We start from the raw sequence: 17,713 nt of genomic DNA, 5'->3' as shown, positions 1-17,713 counted from the left end.
CCTCAAGAGAACGAGGCGTCACTCTGCATCTCCACAGCGATCTCCTCGACCGACGCCGGCTGCAGATTCCACGCTTCCACGGAGACGCAGATCGACCGGTTCCCCGAACGACGCTCGTCAGAATGTGTGTGTCCGTGGATCAACCACATCCCGAGGTTCGGCAACTGATATTGATCGAAGTTTCTGCGCGAGAGCCTGTCCGGGACGTCGGCGTACGGGAAGTGGCTGAGCATCACGCCCTCTCCACCCACCTTCGCCCGCGCCACCTGCTGCACGCTCGCGAACACCGCGGCGTAGGCAGCGAAATGCCTCTGGGCGCCCCGGTACATCGGATGCACCGGATCGTGATTGCCGGTCACGAGGTGCATCGGTACCCGCAGCGTGCTCAGCTGCGCCAGAGCTGATTCCATCGACGCCACCCCACCGGCGCAGATGTCACCGAGCACCCACAACATGTCCTGTTTCGGATCGAGCCGATACAGCGGCGCCATCACTGCGGCGTCGTGCGCTGCCACGGTGTCGAACCCGCGCAAGCCCGCCAGCTTCGGGTGCGCGAGGTGCAGGTCGGCGGTGAAGAAATCCACACACGGACGGTAGCGGGCGGACCCGACACGTCGCGACAGAGTTTTGTCCCCTCTGCTAGCGGTCGAACATGTCGCTGACGCGATCGAAGAAGCGATCCATGCGCCGCTCCAGTCGAGTGCCTTTGCCCCACTTCTCCCATGCGTAGATCAAACCGAATATGGCGACGACGATCCCGAGCACCAGAGCGGTGACAAGGACGGCCTCAACGGTTGTCGACATCGGAACATGATCTCCGACGCGGTCGCCGAACACCATCCGCCGACCTGGTATCCGCGCGAGTGGGCTCTTCCGGCTGCCTCGCTGTCGTGACGGCAACTGCACCCGAATTGCCTTACTGACGTATCCGTCGGTGGAGCATGATGGCGCGATGAACTCGCGGTGGTGGAGGCTGTTCGATCGGGCGCTGTACCAGCTGCGCTGGATCGGTCCGCCCATGTATTTGGGGCTTGCCCTCTACATGGGCTGGATCGGGATTGAGTTCATTTCGGACGCCACCATCCCCACCCAGCTACTCGGGTGGGGATTTCTAGCTGTTGGTCTGATCGAGTGGTCAGCCGGGTGACGTCTCCTAACGACGAATGGCCAGTTATCACACGCATTTTCGCAACTTGCGTGCAATAGCTGGCCACTGGAAGTACGGGCCTGGAGCCGCTCTAGCAGCGGGGTTCTCCCTATTCCGTCAGTCGTTTCGACCTCGATCCGATGACCGCAGCTGCTCCCGAGCTGCCTGATCGTCTAGGCAATGTTGGCACGTGTTCTTGAACACGCCCTTGTTCGTGTGATGGCGCGTGTGAGCACTGCGGCGACTCGAGGGCATAGGGCGGCCTTTTCGAGCCGCTGACATCTTGGCACGCGTTTCTTCGCTCGCACTATGCCCAAAGTTCGGATTTCCGGCGCCCTTGCGCATTTCGGAAATCCTGGACTTGGCCCCTTCCGACATCACGTGACCGAAACTTGGATGGTCAGCTCCGAACTTCCCGTAGTTCGGATTGTCAGCGCCGACGTTGGAACCCGTACGCGCCGCGGACCATTTCGCTCGCTGCTCGGCGGAGTGCTCTCGCTTATAGAACGGGTTCGCCGCGCCGAATCGACTGGGAACCTTACGACCGGTCGATCGGATCCTCGCAGCCTCCCTCATCTCCGCGGTCCATTCCACGCCCGTCGGTCCAAGTCCGCCGTCCGCGAGGTTCAACAAAGAGTGCCCCTCCTGTCGGAGAAGAACTATCCAGGCGATTTCGGCCTCGCCAAGCTCGTCGAGTCCGTCCGCCCAATCCAGCGGAACCGCAATGACGTCGTCGCGATCCTGCTTGCGTAACCAGTCGTAAAACGGCGTCTTTCGCCCGGCGGCAGCGACTTTGAAGTGTTGCCGAAGCCGAACCTGCGCAGTTTTCGTCGTAAGACCTACATAGCGATACATGTCCTCCGACCGGAGCCTGACGCCATAAATAACGCCGCCGGTCGGAGGCTCAGCGATCACGACAATGGCCGCTGTCAGCGACGAATCGTCACAACATGCAGCTGACGCAATTTTCCACCTCGGTGCCTTGCAAGGCCATCTGACGCAACCGGATGTAGTACAGCGTCTTGATTCCCTTGCGCCAGGCGTAGATCTGCGCCTTGTTGACCTCACGGGTGTCGGCGGTGTCCTTGAAGAACAACGTCAGCGAAAGGCCTTGATCCACATGCTGGGTAGCCGCGGCGTAGGTGTCGATGATCTTCTCGTAGCCGATCTCATACGCATCCTGGTAGTAGTCCAGGTTGTCGTTGGTCAGGTACGGCGCCGGGTAATAGACGCGACCGATCTTGCCTTCCTTGCGGATCTCGATCTTGCTCGCCACCGGGTGGATGGACGAGGTCGAGTGGTTGATGTAGGAGATCGACCCGGTCGGCGGGACGGCTTGCAGGTTCTGGTTGTAGATGCCGTGCTTCTGCACCGACTCCTTCAACTGCTTCCAGTCGTCCTGCGTCGGGATGTGGATGTCCGCATCGGCGAAGATCTGCCGGACCTTGTCGGTGGCCGGCTCCCAGACCTGCTCGGTGTACTTGTCGAAGAACTCACCCGAGGCGTACTTCGAGTCCTCGAACCCGCCGAAGCGCGTACCACGTTCGATCGCAATGAGATTCGACGCCCGCAGGGCGTGGAACAGCACGGTGTAGAAGTAGATGTTGGTGAAGTCGATGCCCTCTTCGGAGCCGTAGTGAATCCGCTCGCGGGCCAGGTACCCGTGCAGGTTCATCTGACCCAGGCCGATCGCGTGCGAGCTGTTGTTGCCCTGTTCGATGGACGGCACCGACCAGATGTGGGTCTGATCGCTCACCGCGGTCAGCGCCCGGATCGACGTCTCGATGGTCTGCGCGAAATCCGGCGAGTCCATCGCCTTGGCGATGTTCAGCGAACCGAGGTTGCACGAGATGTCCTTGCCCACTTTGGCGTAGGACAGGTCCTCGTTGAACAGCGACGGCGTGGAGACCTGCAGGATCTCCGAGCACAGGTTGGAGTGGGTGATCTTGCCGGCGATCGGGTTGGCCCGGTTCACCGTGTCCTCGTACATGATGTACGGGTAGCCCGACTCGAACTGCAGCTCGGCCAGCGTCTGGAAGAACTCGCGCGCCTTGATCTTGGTCTTGCGGATCCGGCCGTCGTTGACCATCTCGTGGTACTTCTCGGTCACCGAGATGTCGGCGAACGGGACGCCGTAGACCTTCTCGACGTCGTACGGCGAGAACAGGTACATGTCCTCGTTCTTCTTGGCCAGCTCGAAGGTGATGTCCGGGATCACCACGCCCAGCGAGAGCGTCTTGATCCGGATCTTCTCATCGGCGTTCTCGCGCTTGGTGTCGAGGAACCGGTAGATGTCGGGGTGGTGCGCGTGCAGGTACACCGCACCGGCACCCTGGCGGGCACCGAGCTGGTTGGCGTAGGAGAACGAGTCCTCCAGCAGCTTCATGATCGGAATGACGCCCGAGCTCTGGTTCTCGATGTTCTTGATCGGGGCGCCGTGCTCACGAATGTTGGTCAGCAGCAAGGCAACTCCGCCACCGCGCTTGGACAGCTGCAGCGCCGAGTTGATCGAGCGGCCGATGGACTCCATGTTGTCCTCGATGCGCAGCAGGAAGCAGCTCACCGGCTCGCCGCGCTGCTTCTTGCCCGAGTTGAGGAACGTCGGGGTGGCCGGCTGGAAGCGGCCGTCGATGATCTCGTCGACGAGCTTCTCCGCCAGCACGGTGTCGCCGGCGGCAAGGGTCAGCGCCACCATCACGACACGATCCTCGAAGCGCTCCAGATAGCGCTTCCCGTCAAAGGTCTTGAGCGTGTAGGAGGTGTAGTACTTGAACGCTCCGAGGAAGGTCGGGAACCGGAACTTCTTGGCGAAGGCCCGATCCAGCAGGCTCTTGACGAAGTTGCGGCTGTACTGGTCGAGCACCTCGCGCTCGTAGTACTCCTTCTCGATCAGGTAGTCGAGCTTCTCATCCTGACTGTGGAAGAACACGGTGTTCTGGTTGACGTGCTGCAGGAAGTACTCCCGCGCGGCGAGCACGTCCTTGTCGAACTGAATCTTGCCGTCGGCGTCGTACAGATTCAGCATCGCGTTGAGCGCGTGGTAATCGGTCTCTCCGGGCAGGGCATGCCCGGGAGTGGTTACAGGCTCTGCAGCTGTGACGGTTGGTGGCACGTCTGGTCCTTCCAAAAGTCTTTCAACCCCGCACGAACAGCTTCGACGTCGTCCGGGGTTCCCATGAGCTCGAAGCGATACAGGTACGGCACACCGCATTTGCGGGACACCACATTGCCCGCATAGGCGAATTCCGTACCGAAGTTGTTGTTGCCCGCGGCGATGACGCCGCGGATCAACGACCGATTGTGTTCATTGTTCAAAAAGGCGATGACTTGCTTGGGCACGTAGCCACCGTTGTTGATGTCGGGAGTGGCACGGCCGCCGCCGTAGGTCGGCAGGATCAGAACGTAGGGTTCGTCCACCTCGATGCGGCCGTGCAGCGGGATCCGGGTGACGCGGTCTTCGGGCCACTCCAGCTTCTGGACGAAGCGGTGGGTGTTCTCCGAGACGCTGGAGAAGTAGACGAGGTGGCTCATCCTGTCCGACTCCTCTCCCGTGGTGGTGGTGCCTTCCGTTACGCGGTCGCCGCGACCGTGCTGAGCGCCTTGATCCGATCGGGGCGGAAGCCCGACCAGTGGTCGTTACCGGCCACCACAACCGGGGCCTGCAGGTAGCCGAGCGCCATGACGTAGTCACGGGCCTCGCTGTCGAGGGTGATGTCGACCTTCTCGAAGGCGATGCCCTGCTTTTCCAACGCCTTGTAGGTGGCGTTGCACTGCACGCATGCGGGCTTGGTGTACACGGTGACGGTCATCTTCGGTACGGCTCCTCTTGCGGAAAGTGAAAAAAACTAGACAGGTGACTGGCAACTGATCGGGTCTTACGTTTCGCTTAAGTTCAGCGACCCTCGGGCCGCCAAAATTCCTGCCGGTCGAAGCCGCTCTCCGGCTGGTCTTGAAACCGACTCGGCCGGATTCGCTGCGCTCCGGCCGGCTCCCGAACTGTGGTGGCCTGTCGGTCTCACAGACACTACACCTAGTGGCCGACAGTTCGAAGTCATACAACATGTTCTGAATAACATTTCTGAAATTCCCAGGTCGTAAGCTTGCCAGCAACCACGTTCACGGCGTGTCGTGCCCGACTTGACAGACCGTGTCGCGCCGCACCCCTAGATGTACCACCAGCCACCGACAAGTCCGGCCGCCGCACAGCGCGAGACCCCCCAATAGCAAAGCCGCCGGCCGGGTCGGAACGACCCAGCCGGCGGCAAGATTTTGCCGCAAAGCGGCGCAAACGGCAAAACGCGAAGACGACCGCTCAGCCGACCTCGACTGTGAGCTTGCCCACAATGCCACGCAGCGCCTCTGCCACCTCGGCGTTCTCCCTGGGGTGCTTGCCGTCGAGCGACTTGGACGGCACCGACAGCTTCAGATCCTCGACGACGCGCGGCCCGGCGATGCCGAAGGACTTACGAGTCTCGTCGTGTGCCCATACGCCGCCGTACTGCCCGAGCGCCGCCCCGACCACCGCCAGCGGTTTGTCCTTGAGCGCGCCGTTTCCGAACGGCCGCGACAGCCAATCGATGGCGTTCTTCAACACACCGGGGATGCTGCCGTTGTATTCGGGGGTGACGACGAGCGCGGCGTCGGCCTCGCCGGCCGCCGCTCGCAGAGCGACCACAGACTCGGCCACCTCGGCGGTGTCGATGTCCTCGTTATAGAAGGGCAGCTCCCCCAGCCGATCAAAGATGCGCAGTTCCACTCCGTCTGGCGCCTGCTCCACTGCCAGTTCGGCGATCTGCCGGTTGACCGACGCCGCCCGCAAGCTCCCCACCAACACCAGCACCTTGATATCGGCCATGTTCACGCTCCTTTGTTCGACTCGCCCGATTCTCGCAACAGTCAACCGGACTGTGGTCCGATTAATTCCGGCTGAGTTAAAGTGCAGTTGTGGCAGCCTCCGACCGCCCGACCCGGCTCGCGGGCATCGACCCGGCGCCACAAGAACGCGGCGATGCCGCCCGAAACCGCGCCCTGATCCTCGACGCCGCGCGCCGGCTCATCGCCGAACGCGGACCCGATGCGGTCAGCACCGACGATATCGCGATCGAGGCCGGCGTCGGCAAGGGAACTTTGTTCCGACGATTCGGCAGCCGTGCGGGACTGATGATGGTGCTGCTCGATGAGGACGAGACCGCCGAGCAGAACGCCTTCATGTTCGGCCCGCCCCCGTTGGGCCCCGGCGCGCCGCCGCTCGAACGGCTGCTGGCCTACGGTGCGGATCGACTCCGGTTCGTGCACTGCCACCAGGCTCTCCTGTCCGACGCCATCCGTGATTCGGCTCTGCGCTACACCGGACCGTTCACCCTGCACCGCACCCACGTCCGGATGCTGCTCGAAACCGCCGGCACCACCGGCGATCTCGATGCGCAGGCCGACGCCCTGATCGCACTGCTCGACCCCGACTATGTCGCGCACCAACTGTCCCTCGGCCGACGCCTCGACGACCTCGCAGGCGCATGGCAGGACACCGCACGCAAGTTGTGCGGCCACTAGCGCCATGACTGCCTGGGTGCTGCATGTCGACCTGGACCAGTTCCTGGCCTCGGTCGAGTTGCGGCGCCACCCCGAACTGCAGGGCCTGCCGGTCATCGTCGGCGGCAGCGGTGATCCCACCGAACCCCGCAAGGTGGTCACCTGCGCGTCGTACGAGGCGCGCGAGTTCGGGGTGCATGCCGGGATGCCACTGCGCACCGCGGCGCGCAAGTGCCCCGACGCCACGTTCCTGCCGTCGGACCCGGACGCGTACGACGAGGCTTCCGAACAGGTGATGGGTCTGCTGCGCGATCTCGGCCACCCACTGGAGGTCTGGGGCTGGGATGAGGCCTACCTGGGCGCAGAGGTGGACGATCCGGTTGAGTTGGCCGAACGCATCCGCACGGTGATCGCCGCCGAGACCGGGCTGTCCTGCTCGGTGGGCATCAGCGACAACAAGCAGCGCGCCAAGGTGGCGACCGGGCTGGCCAAGCCCGCGGGCGTCTACCTGCTCACCGAGACCAACTGGATGCCGGTGATGGGTGACCGTCCGACCGATGCGTTGTGGGGCGTCGGACCCAAGACCACCAAAAAGCTTGCCACACTGGGGATCACTACGGTTGCCGATCTCGCCGCGACCGACGCCACGGTGCTCACCTCGGCCTTCGGGCCCAGTACCGGGCTGTGGATCCTGTTGCTGGCCAAGGGCGGCGGCGACAGCGAAGTCAGTTCTGAACCCTGGATCCCGCGGTCACGCAGTCACGTCGTCACCTTCGCCCAGGACCTCACCGACCGCAGCGAGATGGACGACGCGATCCGCGAACTGACCCGACGGACCCTCGACGAGGTGATCGAACAGGGGCGCATCGTCACCCGGGTGGCGGTCACGGTGCGCACCAGCACCTTCTACACCCGCACCAAGATCCGCAAGCTGAGTTCGCCGAGCACCGATGCGGGTGTCATCACCGACACCGCGCTGGCGGTGTTCGATCAGTTCGACCTGGACCGGCCGATCCGACTGCTCGGCGTTCGGCTGGAGCTCTCGATGGATGAGCTTCCCACCGCCGCGCCTGTCACAGCTCACCAATAACCTCGACACCATGCTGCAGACGATTGCGATCCGGGGTTACCGCTCGCTGCGGGAGGTGATCCTGCCGCTGGCCGAACTCACCGTGGTCACCGGCGCCAACGGCTCCGGCAAGTCGTCGATCTACCGGGCATTGCGGCTGCTGGCGGACTGCGGGCGCGGCCAGGTGATCGGCTCACTGGCCCGTGAGGGCGGCCTGCAGTCGGTCCTGTGGGCCGGTCCCGAACAGCCGGCCGAGCACGCCCAGGGCACCACCCGGACCCGCCCGGTATCCCTCGAACTCGGCTTCGCGGCAGACGATTTCGGCTACCTGGTCGATCTGGGCCTGCCGCAGATGGCCGGGTCGGGAGGAGAGCCGTCGGCATTCACCCATGACCCCGAGATCAAGCGGGAGGTGGTGTTCGCCGGACCCGTGTTGCGCCCGGCGTCCACGCTGGTGCGCCGCACCCGCGAATACGCCGAGGTCGCCGCGCAATCCGGCCGGGGTTTCGACGAGGTGACCCGTTCGCTGCCGTCCTACCGCAGCGTGCTCGCCGAGTACGCGCATCCGGACGCGCTTCCGGAACTCTCCGCGGTCTCCGACCGGCTACGCGACTGGCGCTTCTACGACGGGTTCCGGGTCGACGCCGGTGCGCCTGCCCGCCAACCCCATGTCGGAACCCGTACCCCGGTGCTCTCCGATGACGGCTCCGATCTGGCTGCGGCGGTGCAGACGGTCATCGAAACGACCTTCGACGATCTGGAACGCGCGGTGGCCGAGGCGTTTGACGGCGCCACCATCTCGGTGGCGGTCAACGACGGCCTGTTCGATCTGCAGCTGCGTCAGCGCGGCATGCTGCGACCGTTACGTGCCGCCGAATTATCCGACGGCACACTGCGTTTCCTACTCTGGGCCACGGCGCTGGCCAGCCCGCGTCCGCCGTCACTCATGGTGCTCAACGAGCCGGAAACCTCGTTGCACCCCGATCTGGTCCGGCCGCTGGCCTCCCTGATCCGCGCCGCCGCCACGCAGTCGCAGGTACTGGTGGTGACGCATTCGCGCACGCTCTTGGACTTCCTGGAAACCACCCCGGCGGCGGACGAGGAGCGCGGCACCGCGATCGAGGTCGAGCTCTACAAGCAATGGGGTGAGACGAAGGTGGAGGGGTTCGGCATGCTCAACACGCCCTCGTGGCATTGGGGAAAGCGTTAGCGCTGCACGGATTTCGGCCGCAACGCCCGGCTGAAGAGCACGTTGACCTGGCGCATGGCCACGCTGTAGGGCCACCACGCGACACGTTTGAAGGCGTACAGGACGCGGATGTCGACCGACGTGTAGATCAGGAACCGGTTGCGCGTCATCCCGGCGAGGATCTTGTCGGCAGCCTTCTCCGCCGAGATGGCGTGGCCGGCGAACCGGTCCACCCATTTCTGCACGTTCGGATCCTCCCGGTCCACGCCGGCGATCTGAACCGTCTGCACCAGACCGGTTTTCACCGCGCCCGGCACCACCACCGACACCCCGATGCGGTGACGCGCCAGGTCGAAACGCAGTACTTCACTCAGTCCGCGCAGCCCGTACTTGCTCGCGCTGTAGGCGCTGTGCCAGGGCAATGCCACGATGCCGGCGGCCGAGGACACGTTCACCAGGTGGCCGCCGCGGCGGGCCTGCACCATCGGCGGCAGGAACGTCTCGATCACGTGGATCGGGCCCATCAGGTTGACGTCGATCATCGAGCGCCAGTGTTGATGGGTGAGTTGGTCGACGGTCCCCCAGGCCGACACCCCGGCGATGTTCATCACCACGTCCATCGACGAATGCGCCGCGTGGACGTCGGCGGCGAAGGCCGCCACCTGGTCATAGTCGGAGATGTCCAGCGCCCGGTGCGCGGGTACGTCGGCGCCGAGTGCCTTGGCGTCGGCGACGGTCTGAGCCAGCCCCACTTCGTCACGGTCGGTGAGGTACAGCTCAGCACCCCGGGCCGCCAGAGCCAGGGCGGTGGCCCGGCCGATGCCGCTCGCGGCACCGGTGATCAAGCACTTCTTACCCTGGAAGTGCCCCCGAAGACTCGCCTGCTTGCTTCCCACGACGTCGCTCCCCTGCGCCATGGAGTGACCTTACCGCGGACCTGCGGTACCGGTTACCCGCCCCACAGCGCGTTGAGCCACAACCGCTCGAGAACGTCGCGAGCCCGCTCTGGATCCTCGCCGCGCCCGATGAACGCGGGATCGTGGGCAAGTGTCAGCGCAGTGGTCGAGGTCAGCATCCGCACCAGCGCAGGAATGTCGTCGCTGATCGGCCGCGCACCGCGATCCTGTTCGACGAGCCCGACGATCTTGGCGATCACCACATCCTCGAAATCGTTCATTAGTTCGCGGATCTGCGCGTCGGTGTTCTGCGCGACCGTGCAGGCCGACATGATCGGGTCGTTGGTGGCGAACACGGCCGCGGCACTGCCGACCATCCGCTTGGCGAAATCCGCCGGTGACTCATCGGATTCACGCGGTGCGAAGTTGTGGGTCAGCGCGTCGAGTTCCTCCATCGCCTCGGCCACGATGACGGCAAGAACGGCGTACTTCGAGTCGAAGTAGAAGTAGAAGCCCGACCGGGCCACCCCGGCGCGTTCGCTGATGGTGCTCACCGACAAATCGGCGAACGAGTGCTCTTGGAGCAGTTCCCGCACAGCCGTCACGATGGCCTCGCGTTGCCGGTCACCCCGGCTGCGTCGGGCCTGCGGACGCCCGGTGGAGTCACTGCTGCTCCCCGGTATCGATTCGGCTGTCATGGCATTAGACCTTTGCATCCGCGACGCGCCAGTTCAAAACTTGACATGCGTCAAGTCTGACAGTCAGGATGGCCCCAAGTGGTGACATCGACCACACTTCGTCGGACTTTGTTGGTCAGGAGCGGCCCATGACAACCATCAGCACCCCGCAATACCTGCTCGATCAGGCCAAGCGCCGGTTCACCCCGACGCCCAACACACTGCCGGGCATGGGTGCGCTGGAAAAGCGCCTCAAGGCCAAGGACTGGGACCAGTTCGTCTTCGCCGAGCCGCCGGCCGGCAGCGGCCTCAAGCCGATCATGGGCGACTCCGGTTTGCCGATCATCGGCCACATGATCGAGATCTTCCGCGGCGGTCCTGACTTCATCCTGGAGCAGTACCGAAAGAACGGGCCGCTCTACTACGCGCAGTCGCCCGCCCTGTCATCGGTGATGGCGCTGGGGCCCGACGCCACCCAGGCGGTCTTCTCCAACCGCAACAAGGATTTCTCGCAGCGCGCCTGGGACCCGGTGATCGGCCCGTTCTTCGAAGGCGGCCTGATGCTGCTCGACTTCGACGAGCACATGTTCCACCGGCGGATCATGCAGGAGGCGTTCACCCGCACCCGGCTGAGCGGCTACATCTCCCACATCGACTCGGTCGCCTCGGCTGTGCTGGCCGACGATTGGGTGGCCAACGACCCTCGGTTCCTGTTCCATCCGGCGATCAAGGAGCTCACGCTCGACATCGCTTCCGAGGTGTTCATGGGCGTCCCGGCGGGCACCGACCGCGCCCTGGTCACCACGATCAACAATGCGTTCACCACCACCACGCGAGCCGGCAATGCGATCGTGCGGACGCCGGTGCCGCCGCTGAAGTGGTGGCGGGGCATCCAGGCCCGCAAGACCCTCGAGAACTACTTCGCCAGCCGCATCGGCGAGAAGCGCCAGTCGGAGAGCACCGACATGTTCAGCGTGCTCTGCCATTCCGCCGACGAGGACGGTCAGACCTTCACCGACGACCAGATCATCAGCCACATGATCTTCGTGATGATGGCCGCCCACGACACGTCCACCTCGACGATGACGACGATGGCCTATCACCTGGCGGCCAATCCGGAGTGGCAGGAACGCCTGCGCGACGACTCCGCGCGCATCGGCGACGGACCGCTGGACTTCGAGTCGCTGGACAAGCTGGAAACCTACGACCTGGTGATCAACGAGTCGCTGCGAATGATGACGCCGCTGCCGTTCAACTTCCGCGAGGCCGTGCGCGACACCGAGCTGCTGGGGTACTTCATCCCGGCCGGGACGAGCGTGGTGACGTGGCCGTCGATCAACCACCGGCTGCCCGAGTTGTGGACCGACCCGGACAAGTTCGACCCGGAGCGCTTCGCGGAGCCGCGTAGCGAGCACAAGCGTCACCGCTATGCGTTCGCTCCGTTCGGCGGTGGCGCGCACAAGTGCATCGGCATGGTGTTCGGCCAGTTGGAGATCAAGACCGTGATGCACCGGCTGCTCCGCCGCTACAAGTTGGAGCTCGCCAGCCCGGATTACCGGCCGAGCTACGACTACGGCGGCATGCCGGTCCCGATCGACGGCATGCCGATCGTGCTGCGCCCGCTGCACTGACGCAGCGCACCGCCTTGGCCGGCTATTGCTCAGCGGACCGTATCGCCGTGCAATAACTGGCCATTCGGCGTCGCGGCCGTCTAACGTCGCGACATGACCGCCGACGCCGCCAAGGAGTCATCCGCGCCACACGCGACCGACCGCGCCGGCGACACCTCGCCGTTCGCCCTGGGATTACTTCTGAGGCGGGCCCACTGGCATGCGGCGGCGGTGATGTCGGAGGCACTTGCGCCGCTCGGTATCGAGATGCGGCATTTCGCGGTTCTGCTCGAGCTGATCAACCACGGCCCGACAGAACAACGGGATCTGGTGGAGGCGACCGGGTCCGACAAGTCCGCGATCATGCGCGTCATCGACGACCTGGAGCACAAAGGCCTGGCGGTACGTAAGGCCGTCCCAGGCGACCGGCGCGTGCGGGCCGTTGAGATCACCCCGGAAGGCATGGAGCTTTTCGATGCGGCGCACGTGGCCGCGCAGCCACTGGCGGAGCGGCTGGTCTCCACGTTGCGCCCCGGCGAGGTTGAGCAACTGAAAGACCTCCTGATCCGCCTGAGCCCGCCACCGGAGTCCTAGGCGCCCCCGGCACGGCCGGGAATAATCTCCGGTTGGATCGTCTTGAATAAGATAGTCGCAAACGCGACGATCCAGCCGGGAGGCACACGATGATTGACGTGTATGACGCGGTCACCAGCCGACGGGCGGTGCGCGGATTCACTGATCAGCCCGTCCCAGCCGAAGTCCTACAGCGCGTGCTGGAGGCCGCCGCTTCGTCCCCGTCGGGCTCGAACATCCAGCCCTGGCACATCTACGTGGTAACCGGGGCGCCGCTGGCCGAGCTCAAGAAGCTGGCAACCGAACGCGTCGCCACCGGCGTGCCATGGGACGAGCGGGAGTACGAGATGTATCCCGCCGACATGAAATCGCCCTACCGCGACCGCCGCGCGGCCTTCGGCAAAGAGCGCTACAGCGCCCTCGGCATTGCCCGAGACGACTGGGAAGCCCGCCAACGCGCCGCAATCGCCAACTGGGACTGCTTCGGCGCACCGGCCGCGCTGTTCTGCTACATCGACCGCGATCTGGGACCCGCGCAGTGGGCAGACCTGGGGATGTACCTGCAGACCGTCATGCTTCTGCTGCGCGCCGAAGGCCTGCACAGCTGCCCGCAGATGGCCTGGTCCCAGGTCCGCACCACCGTCGCCGACGTCCTCTGCCCTCCGCCGGAACTGACCCTGTTCTGCGGCATGTCCATCGGCTACGAGGACCCCACCGTCGACTACATCCGCACCGGCCGCGCGCCGCTGGACGAGACCGTCACCTTCGTCAGCGGGTAGTCGGCTCAGGCCGTCGCGAGATACCGGTTGGCCATCAGCCGATTGGCACACGCGATCACGGCATACAGCGCCGACTGCTCGGGATCCTCGTCGAGCCCCATGGCCCACTCGCTGTGCAGGCCGTCGCAGCCCTCGATGAAAGTCACGATCTGGCCGCCGGTGGGCAGCTGATGAAACGACTTGGTCTCGACGGTGATCCCACGCGCGTAGAGCATCTCGGTGAGTGCGGCGATGGGTCCACTCGCAGCGGCGGTCGATGTACTGATGGTGTCGCCGAGAGCCAACGTGGCCTCGTAGTGGCGAGCCTGCGGCCCCAACCTGCTGGCTGACCGCTCCGTATCGGTGCAGGTCCACTGCCCCAGTTTCAACGCACCCGGGCCGGCCGCATATTCGTCGAGGAACTGCTCCCAGGAGGCTGACTCGCCGGCTTCGCGCAGGCCGCGCGGTAGCGGGTTGGAGAAATGAGCGGCGAACGACGAAGTGGCGCTCGATTGCGGTGCCGATGAAGTGAGATACATGTGCCGGTCTTCTCTGGCTAGAGGAAGTGACCGACGAAGTAGCGAACGACCCACAGCGAGGGGTCGGTCTGATCAGACCCCGCTGCGGGTTGCTACTACAAATCGCCTTGGCACGTTGGCGATGCTAGACGCAGCTCGTCCGGTCACGCAAACACTTTTTGGCTACGTAGTCTCGGCGGGGTGGATGGCTCATGAGCGTCGGTGAGGTCGTCCTGCTCGTGGTGGCCGGCATCGGCGGCGGACTCACCGGCAGTATCGCCGGGCTGGCCTCGGTTGCGACCTATCCCGCGCTGCTGCTCATCGGCCTACCTCCGGTCACCGCGAATGTGACCAACACCGTGGCGTTGGTGTTCAACGGCGTGGGTTCGGTCTTGGGGTCGCGGCCCGAGCTCGCCGGGCAGGGCGCCTGGATCAGGCGGATCATCCCGATCGCCGTTGTCGGCGGGGCGGTCGGCGCGGCACTGCTGCTATGCACCCCGGCCGAGGGCTTCGAGAAAGTGGTGCCGGTGCTGCTGGCGTTCGCGTCGGTGGCGATCCTGCTGCCCCGAGGTCGCGAGCCGGGTACACGGGTGGCCAACCACCGCGACCATCGGATCAAGGTGACGCTCGAAGCCGGGGCCATCTTCCTGATCACCATCTACGGCGGGTACTTCGGCGCGGCCGCGGGCGTGCTGCTGCTGGCCCTGCTGCTGCGCACCGGCGGTGCGACGCTGGCACACGCCAACGCCGGCAAGAACGTGATCCTCGGCGTGGCCAATGCCGTTGCCGCGGTCGCGTTCATCGTGGTCGCCCCGGTGTACTGGCCGGCGGTCCTGCCGTTGGGCGCCGGGTGCCTGATCGGTTCGCGACTCGGTCCGATGATCGTGCGGCATGCGCCCGCCGCCCCGCTGCGGTTCCTGATCGGCGCGGCGGGCGTGGCGCTTGCGATCAAGCTCGCACTCGACACGTACTGATCTCTCCAGCGGGAGCGGCCCGGAGGCTACTCGAAGGGGTTGTCCCCCTTGGCAACCCGCGTCCCCAGCGCGAGGAGGTTCTCTGCTGACGCGTGCAGCTGCTCGCCGGCATCCCGGCTGGCCCGCCCGGCAAGGTATCGCGACCAGGTGCCCTCGATGACGATGCCGAGTTTGAAGCAGGCCAGCGCCACATACCAATCCAGCCGGTCGGTCTGACGGCCTCCGGCGGCGCGGTACGCCTCGATCAGTTCACTGCGGTGGGCCAGTCCGCCGAGGGCGGCCAGTGCCGAACCCGCGTTGATCGGATTGGGATCGTCGGGCCAGCACACCAGCATCCACCCGAGATCGAGCAGCGGATCGCCGATCGTGCACATCTCCCAGTCGATGAACGCGGCCAGTTCGGGGGTGTCCCGGCGCAGCAGGACGTTGTTGAGGTGCGCGTCGCCGTGCATGATGCCGGGTTCGGCGTCTGGCGGGCGGTTGTCCTCCAGCCACTGCGCCAGGTCCCCGACGCCCGTCAACGACTCGGGTGAATACAGCTCGTGGCGATAGCTTTCGAGCAATCCGAGGAACTGCGGAACCTGGCGGGCCAGAAACGATCCCGGCCGACGGATGGCGGCGAGCTCACTGTTCTCCCAGGCGACATTGCCCAGCTCCGCGAGACTCCCCGCATAGGACAGCCCGACCCGGTAACGCAGGTCGGCGTCGTCCCGGTAGGCCTGACTCACGTCGGTGCCCGGATTGAACCCGTCGACCTCCTCCATCAGGTAGAACACCACGCCGATCACGTCCAGATCGGTGCAGGCGGCGATGAATCCCGGATGCGGCACGGCCGACCCCGCCAGCGTGCGCAGCACCGCGATCTCCCGCAGCATGGTCTTGTCACTGTTCGGTCGGGGGTGTAAAGGCGGGCGCCGCAACACCATTCGACGTCCGTCGACGCACATGCCCACCACGATGTTCTGCGTCCCGCCGGTCAGCGGCGCCACGTCGGTCAGTGTCGTTCCGATCCCCTGCGCTCGCAGCCAGCGCCCAATGGCGTCCCGATCGGCGGCGCTGAGCGTGGGCAATTCCTGTACGTCGTCGGGCATGCCAGTCATGTTGCCAGCTGCCCGCTCCGATCAGTGCGTGTTCACCACGGTCAGCAGGTATTCCCACGGCATCGAGGAACCGGTGAGGAACCGGTCACCCAGCGCGGCGATCTCCGCGTCCAGCTCCGCGACCCGATCGGGATCGGCGGTGATCGCCCGGTAGGCCGAGATCGTGGGGCCGTAGTTGGCCTTGAAGTAGTCGCGGAACGCTGCACCGTCCGGGAACGCGGTGACAGCGAGTTCCCGCCGCTCACAGTTCAACTCGCCGACCCGGCCGCCCAGCAGGGCGCGCAGATACTGCTCGTCTCCCCACCGCGGAGGTGGGGACACCCCCGGAGGTGGCGCGGGCACATACGGCTTCATGGTGGCAAACAACTGTCCGATGAAACCCTCTGGCGTCCAGGAGATCAGACCGATCCGCCCGCCGGGTCGAGTCACCCGCAGGAGTTCATCAGCGGCCTGCTGGTGATGCGGCGCGAACATCACCCCGATGCAGGACAGCACCGCATCGAAGGAGTCGTCGGCGTAGGGCAACGCCTCGGCGTTGGCCTCGGCCCAGTCGATCGTCATTCCAGCCTCGGCGCCGAGCTGTCGTCCCTGTTCGACCAATTCCGGGCACAGGTCACTCGCGGTCACGTGCGCACCCGTTGCGGCGGCAGGGATGGCGACGTTGCCGGTCCCGGCCGCGACGTCCAGCACGCGGTCACCGGACCCGATGCCGCTGGCCTCGACCAGTACCGGACCGAGCGGGCGCACGATGTTGGCGGCGATCGCCGCGTAGTCACCGAGCGCCCACAGCGCCCGGTGTTTGGCCTCAAGCTCACCACCGGTGGACGTGACGTTCATGACGGCTCCTTTCACAGGTTGGCTTCATCGTCATCCCGCGTGGGCGCCTAATCCAGTACCAAATCTGTAGCGCGCCCAGTTCTAGATCTGTACTGGCTTCGGAGCCCCGACAGCGGTGTACTTAGAAGGCCGCGCACTTTCCGGGGAGGAAGACCGCCGATGTCCACGTATGGCCAGTTCTGTCCCGTGGCCAAAGCCATGGAATTGCTCGACGAACGCTGGACCTTGCTGGTGGTCCGGGAGCTGCTGCGGGGCAGCGCGCACTTCAACGATCTGCGTCGCGGGGTTCCGAAGATGTCGCCGGCACTGTTGTCCACGCGGCTGAAGTCGTTGGCCCGCGCCGGGGTCATCGAGCGTTCTGAGATCGACGGGCGGACAAGCTATTCACTGACCCCGTGCGGTCAGGAACTCGCCGGTGTGGTCGACGCGCTCGGGTCGTGGGGGGTGCGGTGGATCGGCGAACTCGGCGAGCAGGATCTCGACCCGCATCTGCTGATGTGGGACATGCGCCGCACCATTCCCATCGCCGACTGGCCGCGTTCGCGCACCACGGTCGCGTTCGTCCTCGACGGTGTCGCATCCAAGGCGTCGAGGTGGTGGCTCACGGTGAGCGACGGGCAGGCCGATGTGTGCGATTTCGATCCCGGCTACGAGGTGGCGGGGACCGTGCAGACCGACCTGCGCACGCTGGTCGAGATCTGGCGCGGCGATGTCGGCTGGGCCCGGGCGGTGCTCGACGGCAGTGTCGCGCTGTCCGGATCCGCCGACGTCCGCCGGGCCATCCCGAAATGGCTGGGCCAGAGCACGGCGGCCGCGATCCCCCGGCCGGCCTGAGC

At 65.2% G+C, this 17,713-nt stretch carries 21 protein-coding genes; 9 read left to right on the top strand and 12 right to left on the bottom strand.

Going from position 1 to position 17,713, the window contains the following annotated elements; genetic code table 11:
* Nucleotides 1-2 precede the first annotated feature (2 nt).
* Together AB0I14_RS31650 and AB0I14_RS31645 are read right to left on the bottom strand one after the other, a co-directional pair.
* On the bottom strand, nucleotides 3-584 hold the full coding sequence (locus tag AB0I14_RS31650) for a metallophosphoesterase family protein (protein WP_358030790.1): 582 nt from the start codon (nucleotides 582-584) through the stop codon (nucleotides 3-5).
* Between the two features lie 55 nt (nucleotides 585-639).
* Nucleotides 640-804, bottom strand: coding sequence for a hypothetical protein (locus AB0I14_RS31645; RefSeq protein ID WP_358030787.1), 165 nt, complete (start codon nucleotides 802-804; stop codon nucleotides 640-642).
* 148 nt (nucleotides 805-952) lie between these two features.
* Here AB0I14_RS31645 and AB0I14_RS31640 point away from each other — a divergent pair, with 148 nt between their 5' ends.
* Nucleotides 953-1,147: a hypothetical protein gene (locus tag AB0I14_RS31640; RefSeq protein ID WP_358030785.1), complete on the top strand. Its 195-nt coding sequence runs from the start codon at nucleotides 953-955 to the stop codon at nucleotides 1,145-1,147.
* Between the two features lie 117 nt (nucleotides 1,148-1,264).
* On the opposite strand, the gene AB0I14_RS31635 is transcribed toward AB0I14_RS31640, so the two are convergent.
* From AB0I14_RS31635 to AB0I14_RS31615, 5 genes are all read right to left on the bottom strand, one after another.
* On the bottom strand, nucleotides 1,265-1,525 hold the full coding sequence (locus tag AB0I14_RS31635) for an NUMOD3 domain-containing DNA-binding protein (protein ID WP_358030912.1): 261 nt from the start codon (nucleotides 1,523-1,525) through the stop codon (nucleotides 1,265-1,267).
* Between the two features lie 565 nt (nucleotides 1,526-2,090).
* Nucleotides 2,091-4,208 carry a class 1b ribonucleoside-diphosphate reductase subunit alpha gene (gene nrdE / locus AB0I14_RS31630; RefSeq protein ID WP_358030910.1) on the bottom strand — a complete coding sequence of 706 codons (2,118 nt, stop codon included), beginning with the start codon at nucleotides 4,206-4,208 and terminating at the stop codon, nucleotides 2,091-2,093.
* A gap of 17 nt (nucleotides 4,209-4,225) precedes the next feature.
* Complete coding sequence (nrdI, locus tag AB0I14_RS31625; protein ID WP_358030782.1) at nucleotides 4,226-4,678, bottom strand: class Ib ribonucleoside-diphosphate reductase assembly flavoprotein NrdI; 453 nt, start codon at nucleotides 4,676-4,678, stop codon at nucleotides 4,226-4,228.
* Nucleotides 4,679-4,716: 38 nt separating this feature from the next.
* The gene (locus AB0I14_RS31620) at nucleotides 4,717-4,956 is read right to left on the bottom strand and encodes a redoxin NrdH (RefSeq protein ID WP_166903969.1); all 240 of its coding nucleotides are present in this window, start codon (nucleotides 4,954-4,956) and stop codon (nucleotides 4,717-4,719) included.
* Nucleotides 4,957-5,459: 503 nt separating this feature from the next.
* A complete protein-coding gene (locus AB0I14_RS31615; protein WP_358030778.1) occupies nucleotides 5,460-6,002 on the bottom strand; it encodes an NAD(P)H-dependent oxidoreductase in 543 nt (180 codons plus the stop codon).
* 89 nt (nucleotides 6,003-6,091) lie between these two features.
* On the opposite strand from AB0I14_RS31615, the gene AB0I14_RS31610 reads away from it, so the two are divergent.
* From AB0I14_RS31610 to AB0I14_RS31600, 3 genes are read left to right on the top strand one after another with little or no spacing between them, the layout of a single operon-like run.
* Nucleotides 6,092-6,697, top strand: a complete 606-nt coding sequence (locus tag AB0I14_RS31610; protein ID WP_358030775.1) for a helix-turn-helix domain-containing protein — start codon at nucleotides 6,092-6,094, stop codon at nucleotides 6,695-6,697.
* A 4-nt stretch (nucleotides 6,698-6,701) separates the two neighbouring features.
* A complete protein-coding gene (locus AB0I14_RS31605; protein ID WP_358030772.1) occupies nucleotides 6,702-7,766 on the top strand; it encodes a DNA polymerase IV in 1,065 nt (354 codons plus the stop codon).
* 10 nt (nucleotides 7,767-7,776) lie between these two features.
* Nucleotides 7,777-8,955: an AAA family ATPase gene (locus tag AB0I14_RS31600; RefSeq protein ID WP_358030769.1), complete on the top strand. Its 1,179-nt coding sequence runs from the start codon at nucleotides 7,777-7,779 to the stop codon at nucleotides 8,953-8,955.
* Here the strand turns inward: AB0I14_RS31600 and AB0I14_RS31595 are convergent.
* Nucleotides 8,952-9,851 (bottom strand): SDR family oxidoreductase, encoded by a 900-nt coding sequence (locus AB0I14_RS31595; RefSeq protein WP_358030766.1) that lies wholly within the window; start codon nucleotides 9,849-9,851, stop codon nucleotides 8,952-8,954. The genes AB0I14_RS31600 and AB0I14_RS31595 overlap by 4 nt on opposite strands.
* A gap of 32 nt (nucleotides 9,852-9,883) precedes the next feature.
* Nucleotides 9,884-10,528: a TetR/AcrR family transcriptional regulator gene (locus AB0I14_RS31590; RefSeq protein WP_358030763.1), complete on the bottom strand. Its 645-nt coding sequence runs from the start codon at nucleotides 10,526-10,528 to the stop codon at nucleotides 9,884-9,886.
* A 128-nt stretch (nucleotides 10,529-10,656) separates the two neighbouring features.
* On the opposite strand from AB0I14_RS31590, the gene AB0I14_RS31585 reads away from it, so the two are divergent.
* The 3 genes from AB0I14_RS31585 (at nucleotide 10,657) to AB0I14_RS31575 (ending at nucleotide 13,469) form a co-directional block, all read left to right on the top strand.
* Nucleotides 10,657-12,138, top strand: coding sequence for a cytochrome P450 (locus tag AB0I14_RS31585; RefSeq protein WP_358030761.1), 1,482 nt, complete (start codon nucleotides 10,657-10,659; stop codon nucleotides 12,136-12,138).
* Between the two features lie 93 nt (nucleotides 12,139-12,231).
* Nucleotides 12,232-12,711 (top strand): MarR family transcriptional regulator, encoded by a 480-nt coding sequence (locus AB0I14_RS31580; protein WP_358030759.1) that lies wholly within the window; start codon nucleotides 12,232-12,234, stop codon nucleotides 12,709-12,711.
* A 92-nt stretch (nucleotides 12,712-12,803) separates the two neighbouring features.
* A complete protein-coding gene (locus AB0I14_RS31575; RefSeq protein ID WP_358030908.1) occupies nucleotides 12,804-13,469 on the top strand; it encodes a nitroreductase in 666 nt (221 codons plus the stop codon).
* Between the two features lie 5 nt (nucleotides 13,470-13,474).
* On the opposite strand, the gene AB0I14_RS31570 is transcribed toward AB0I14_RS31575, so the two are convergent.
* Nucleotides 13,475-13,987 (bottom strand): homocitrate synthase, encoded by a 513-nt coding sequence (locus AB0I14_RS31570; protein ID WP_358030756.1) that lies wholly within the window; start codon nucleotides 13,985-13,987, stop codon nucleotides 13,475-13,477.
* Nucleotides 13,988-14,178: 191 nt separating this feature from the next.
* On the opposite strand from AB0I14_RS31570, the gene AB0I14_RS31565 reads away from it, so the two are divergent.
* Nucleotides 14,179-14,940 (top strand): sulfite exporter TauE/SafE family protein, encoded by a 762-nt coding sequence (locus AB0I14_RS31565; RefSeq protein ID WP_358030753.1) that lies wholly within the window; start codon nucleotides 14,179-14,181, stop codon nucleotides 14,938-14,940.
* Between the two features lie 26 nt (nucleotides 14,941-14,966).
* On the opposite strand, the gene AB0I14_RS31560 is transcribed toward AB0I14_RS31565, so the two are convergent.
* Complete coding sequence (locus AB0I14_RS31560; RefSeq protein ID WP_358030751.1) at nucleotides 14,967-16,031, bottom strand: phosphotransferase family protein; 1,065 nt, start codon at nucleotides 16,029-16,031, stop codon at nucleotides 14,967-14,969.
* Nucleotides 16,032-16,061: 30 nt separating this feature from the next.
* The gene (locus AB0I14_RS31555) at nucleotides 16,062-16,877 is read right to left on the bottom strand and encodes a methyltransferase domain-containing protein (protein WP_358030748.1); all 816 of its coding nucleotides are present in this window, start codon (nucleotides 16,875-16,877) and stop codon (nucleotides 16,062-16,064) included.
* Nucleotides 16,878-17,036: 159 nt separating this feature from the next.
* Here AB0I14_RS31555 and AB0I14_RS31550 point away from each other — a divergent pair, with 159 nt between their 5' ends.
* Nucleotides 17,037-17,711: a helix-turn-helix domain-containing protein gene (locus tag AB0I14_RS31550; RefSeq protein ID WP_358030745.1), complete on the top strand. Its 675-nt coding sequence runs from the start codon at nucleotides 17,037-17,039 to the stop codon at nucleotides 17,709-17,711.
* Nucleotides 17,712-17,713: the final 2 nt, after the last annotated feature.

The organism is Mycobacterium sp. NPDC050441, from assembly GCF_040655355.1.
Lineage (GTDB): Bacteria > Actinomycetota > Actinomycetes > Mycobacteriales > Mycobacteriaceae > Mycobacterium.
This window is presented reverse-complemented; position numbering and strand designations above follow the sequence as displayed.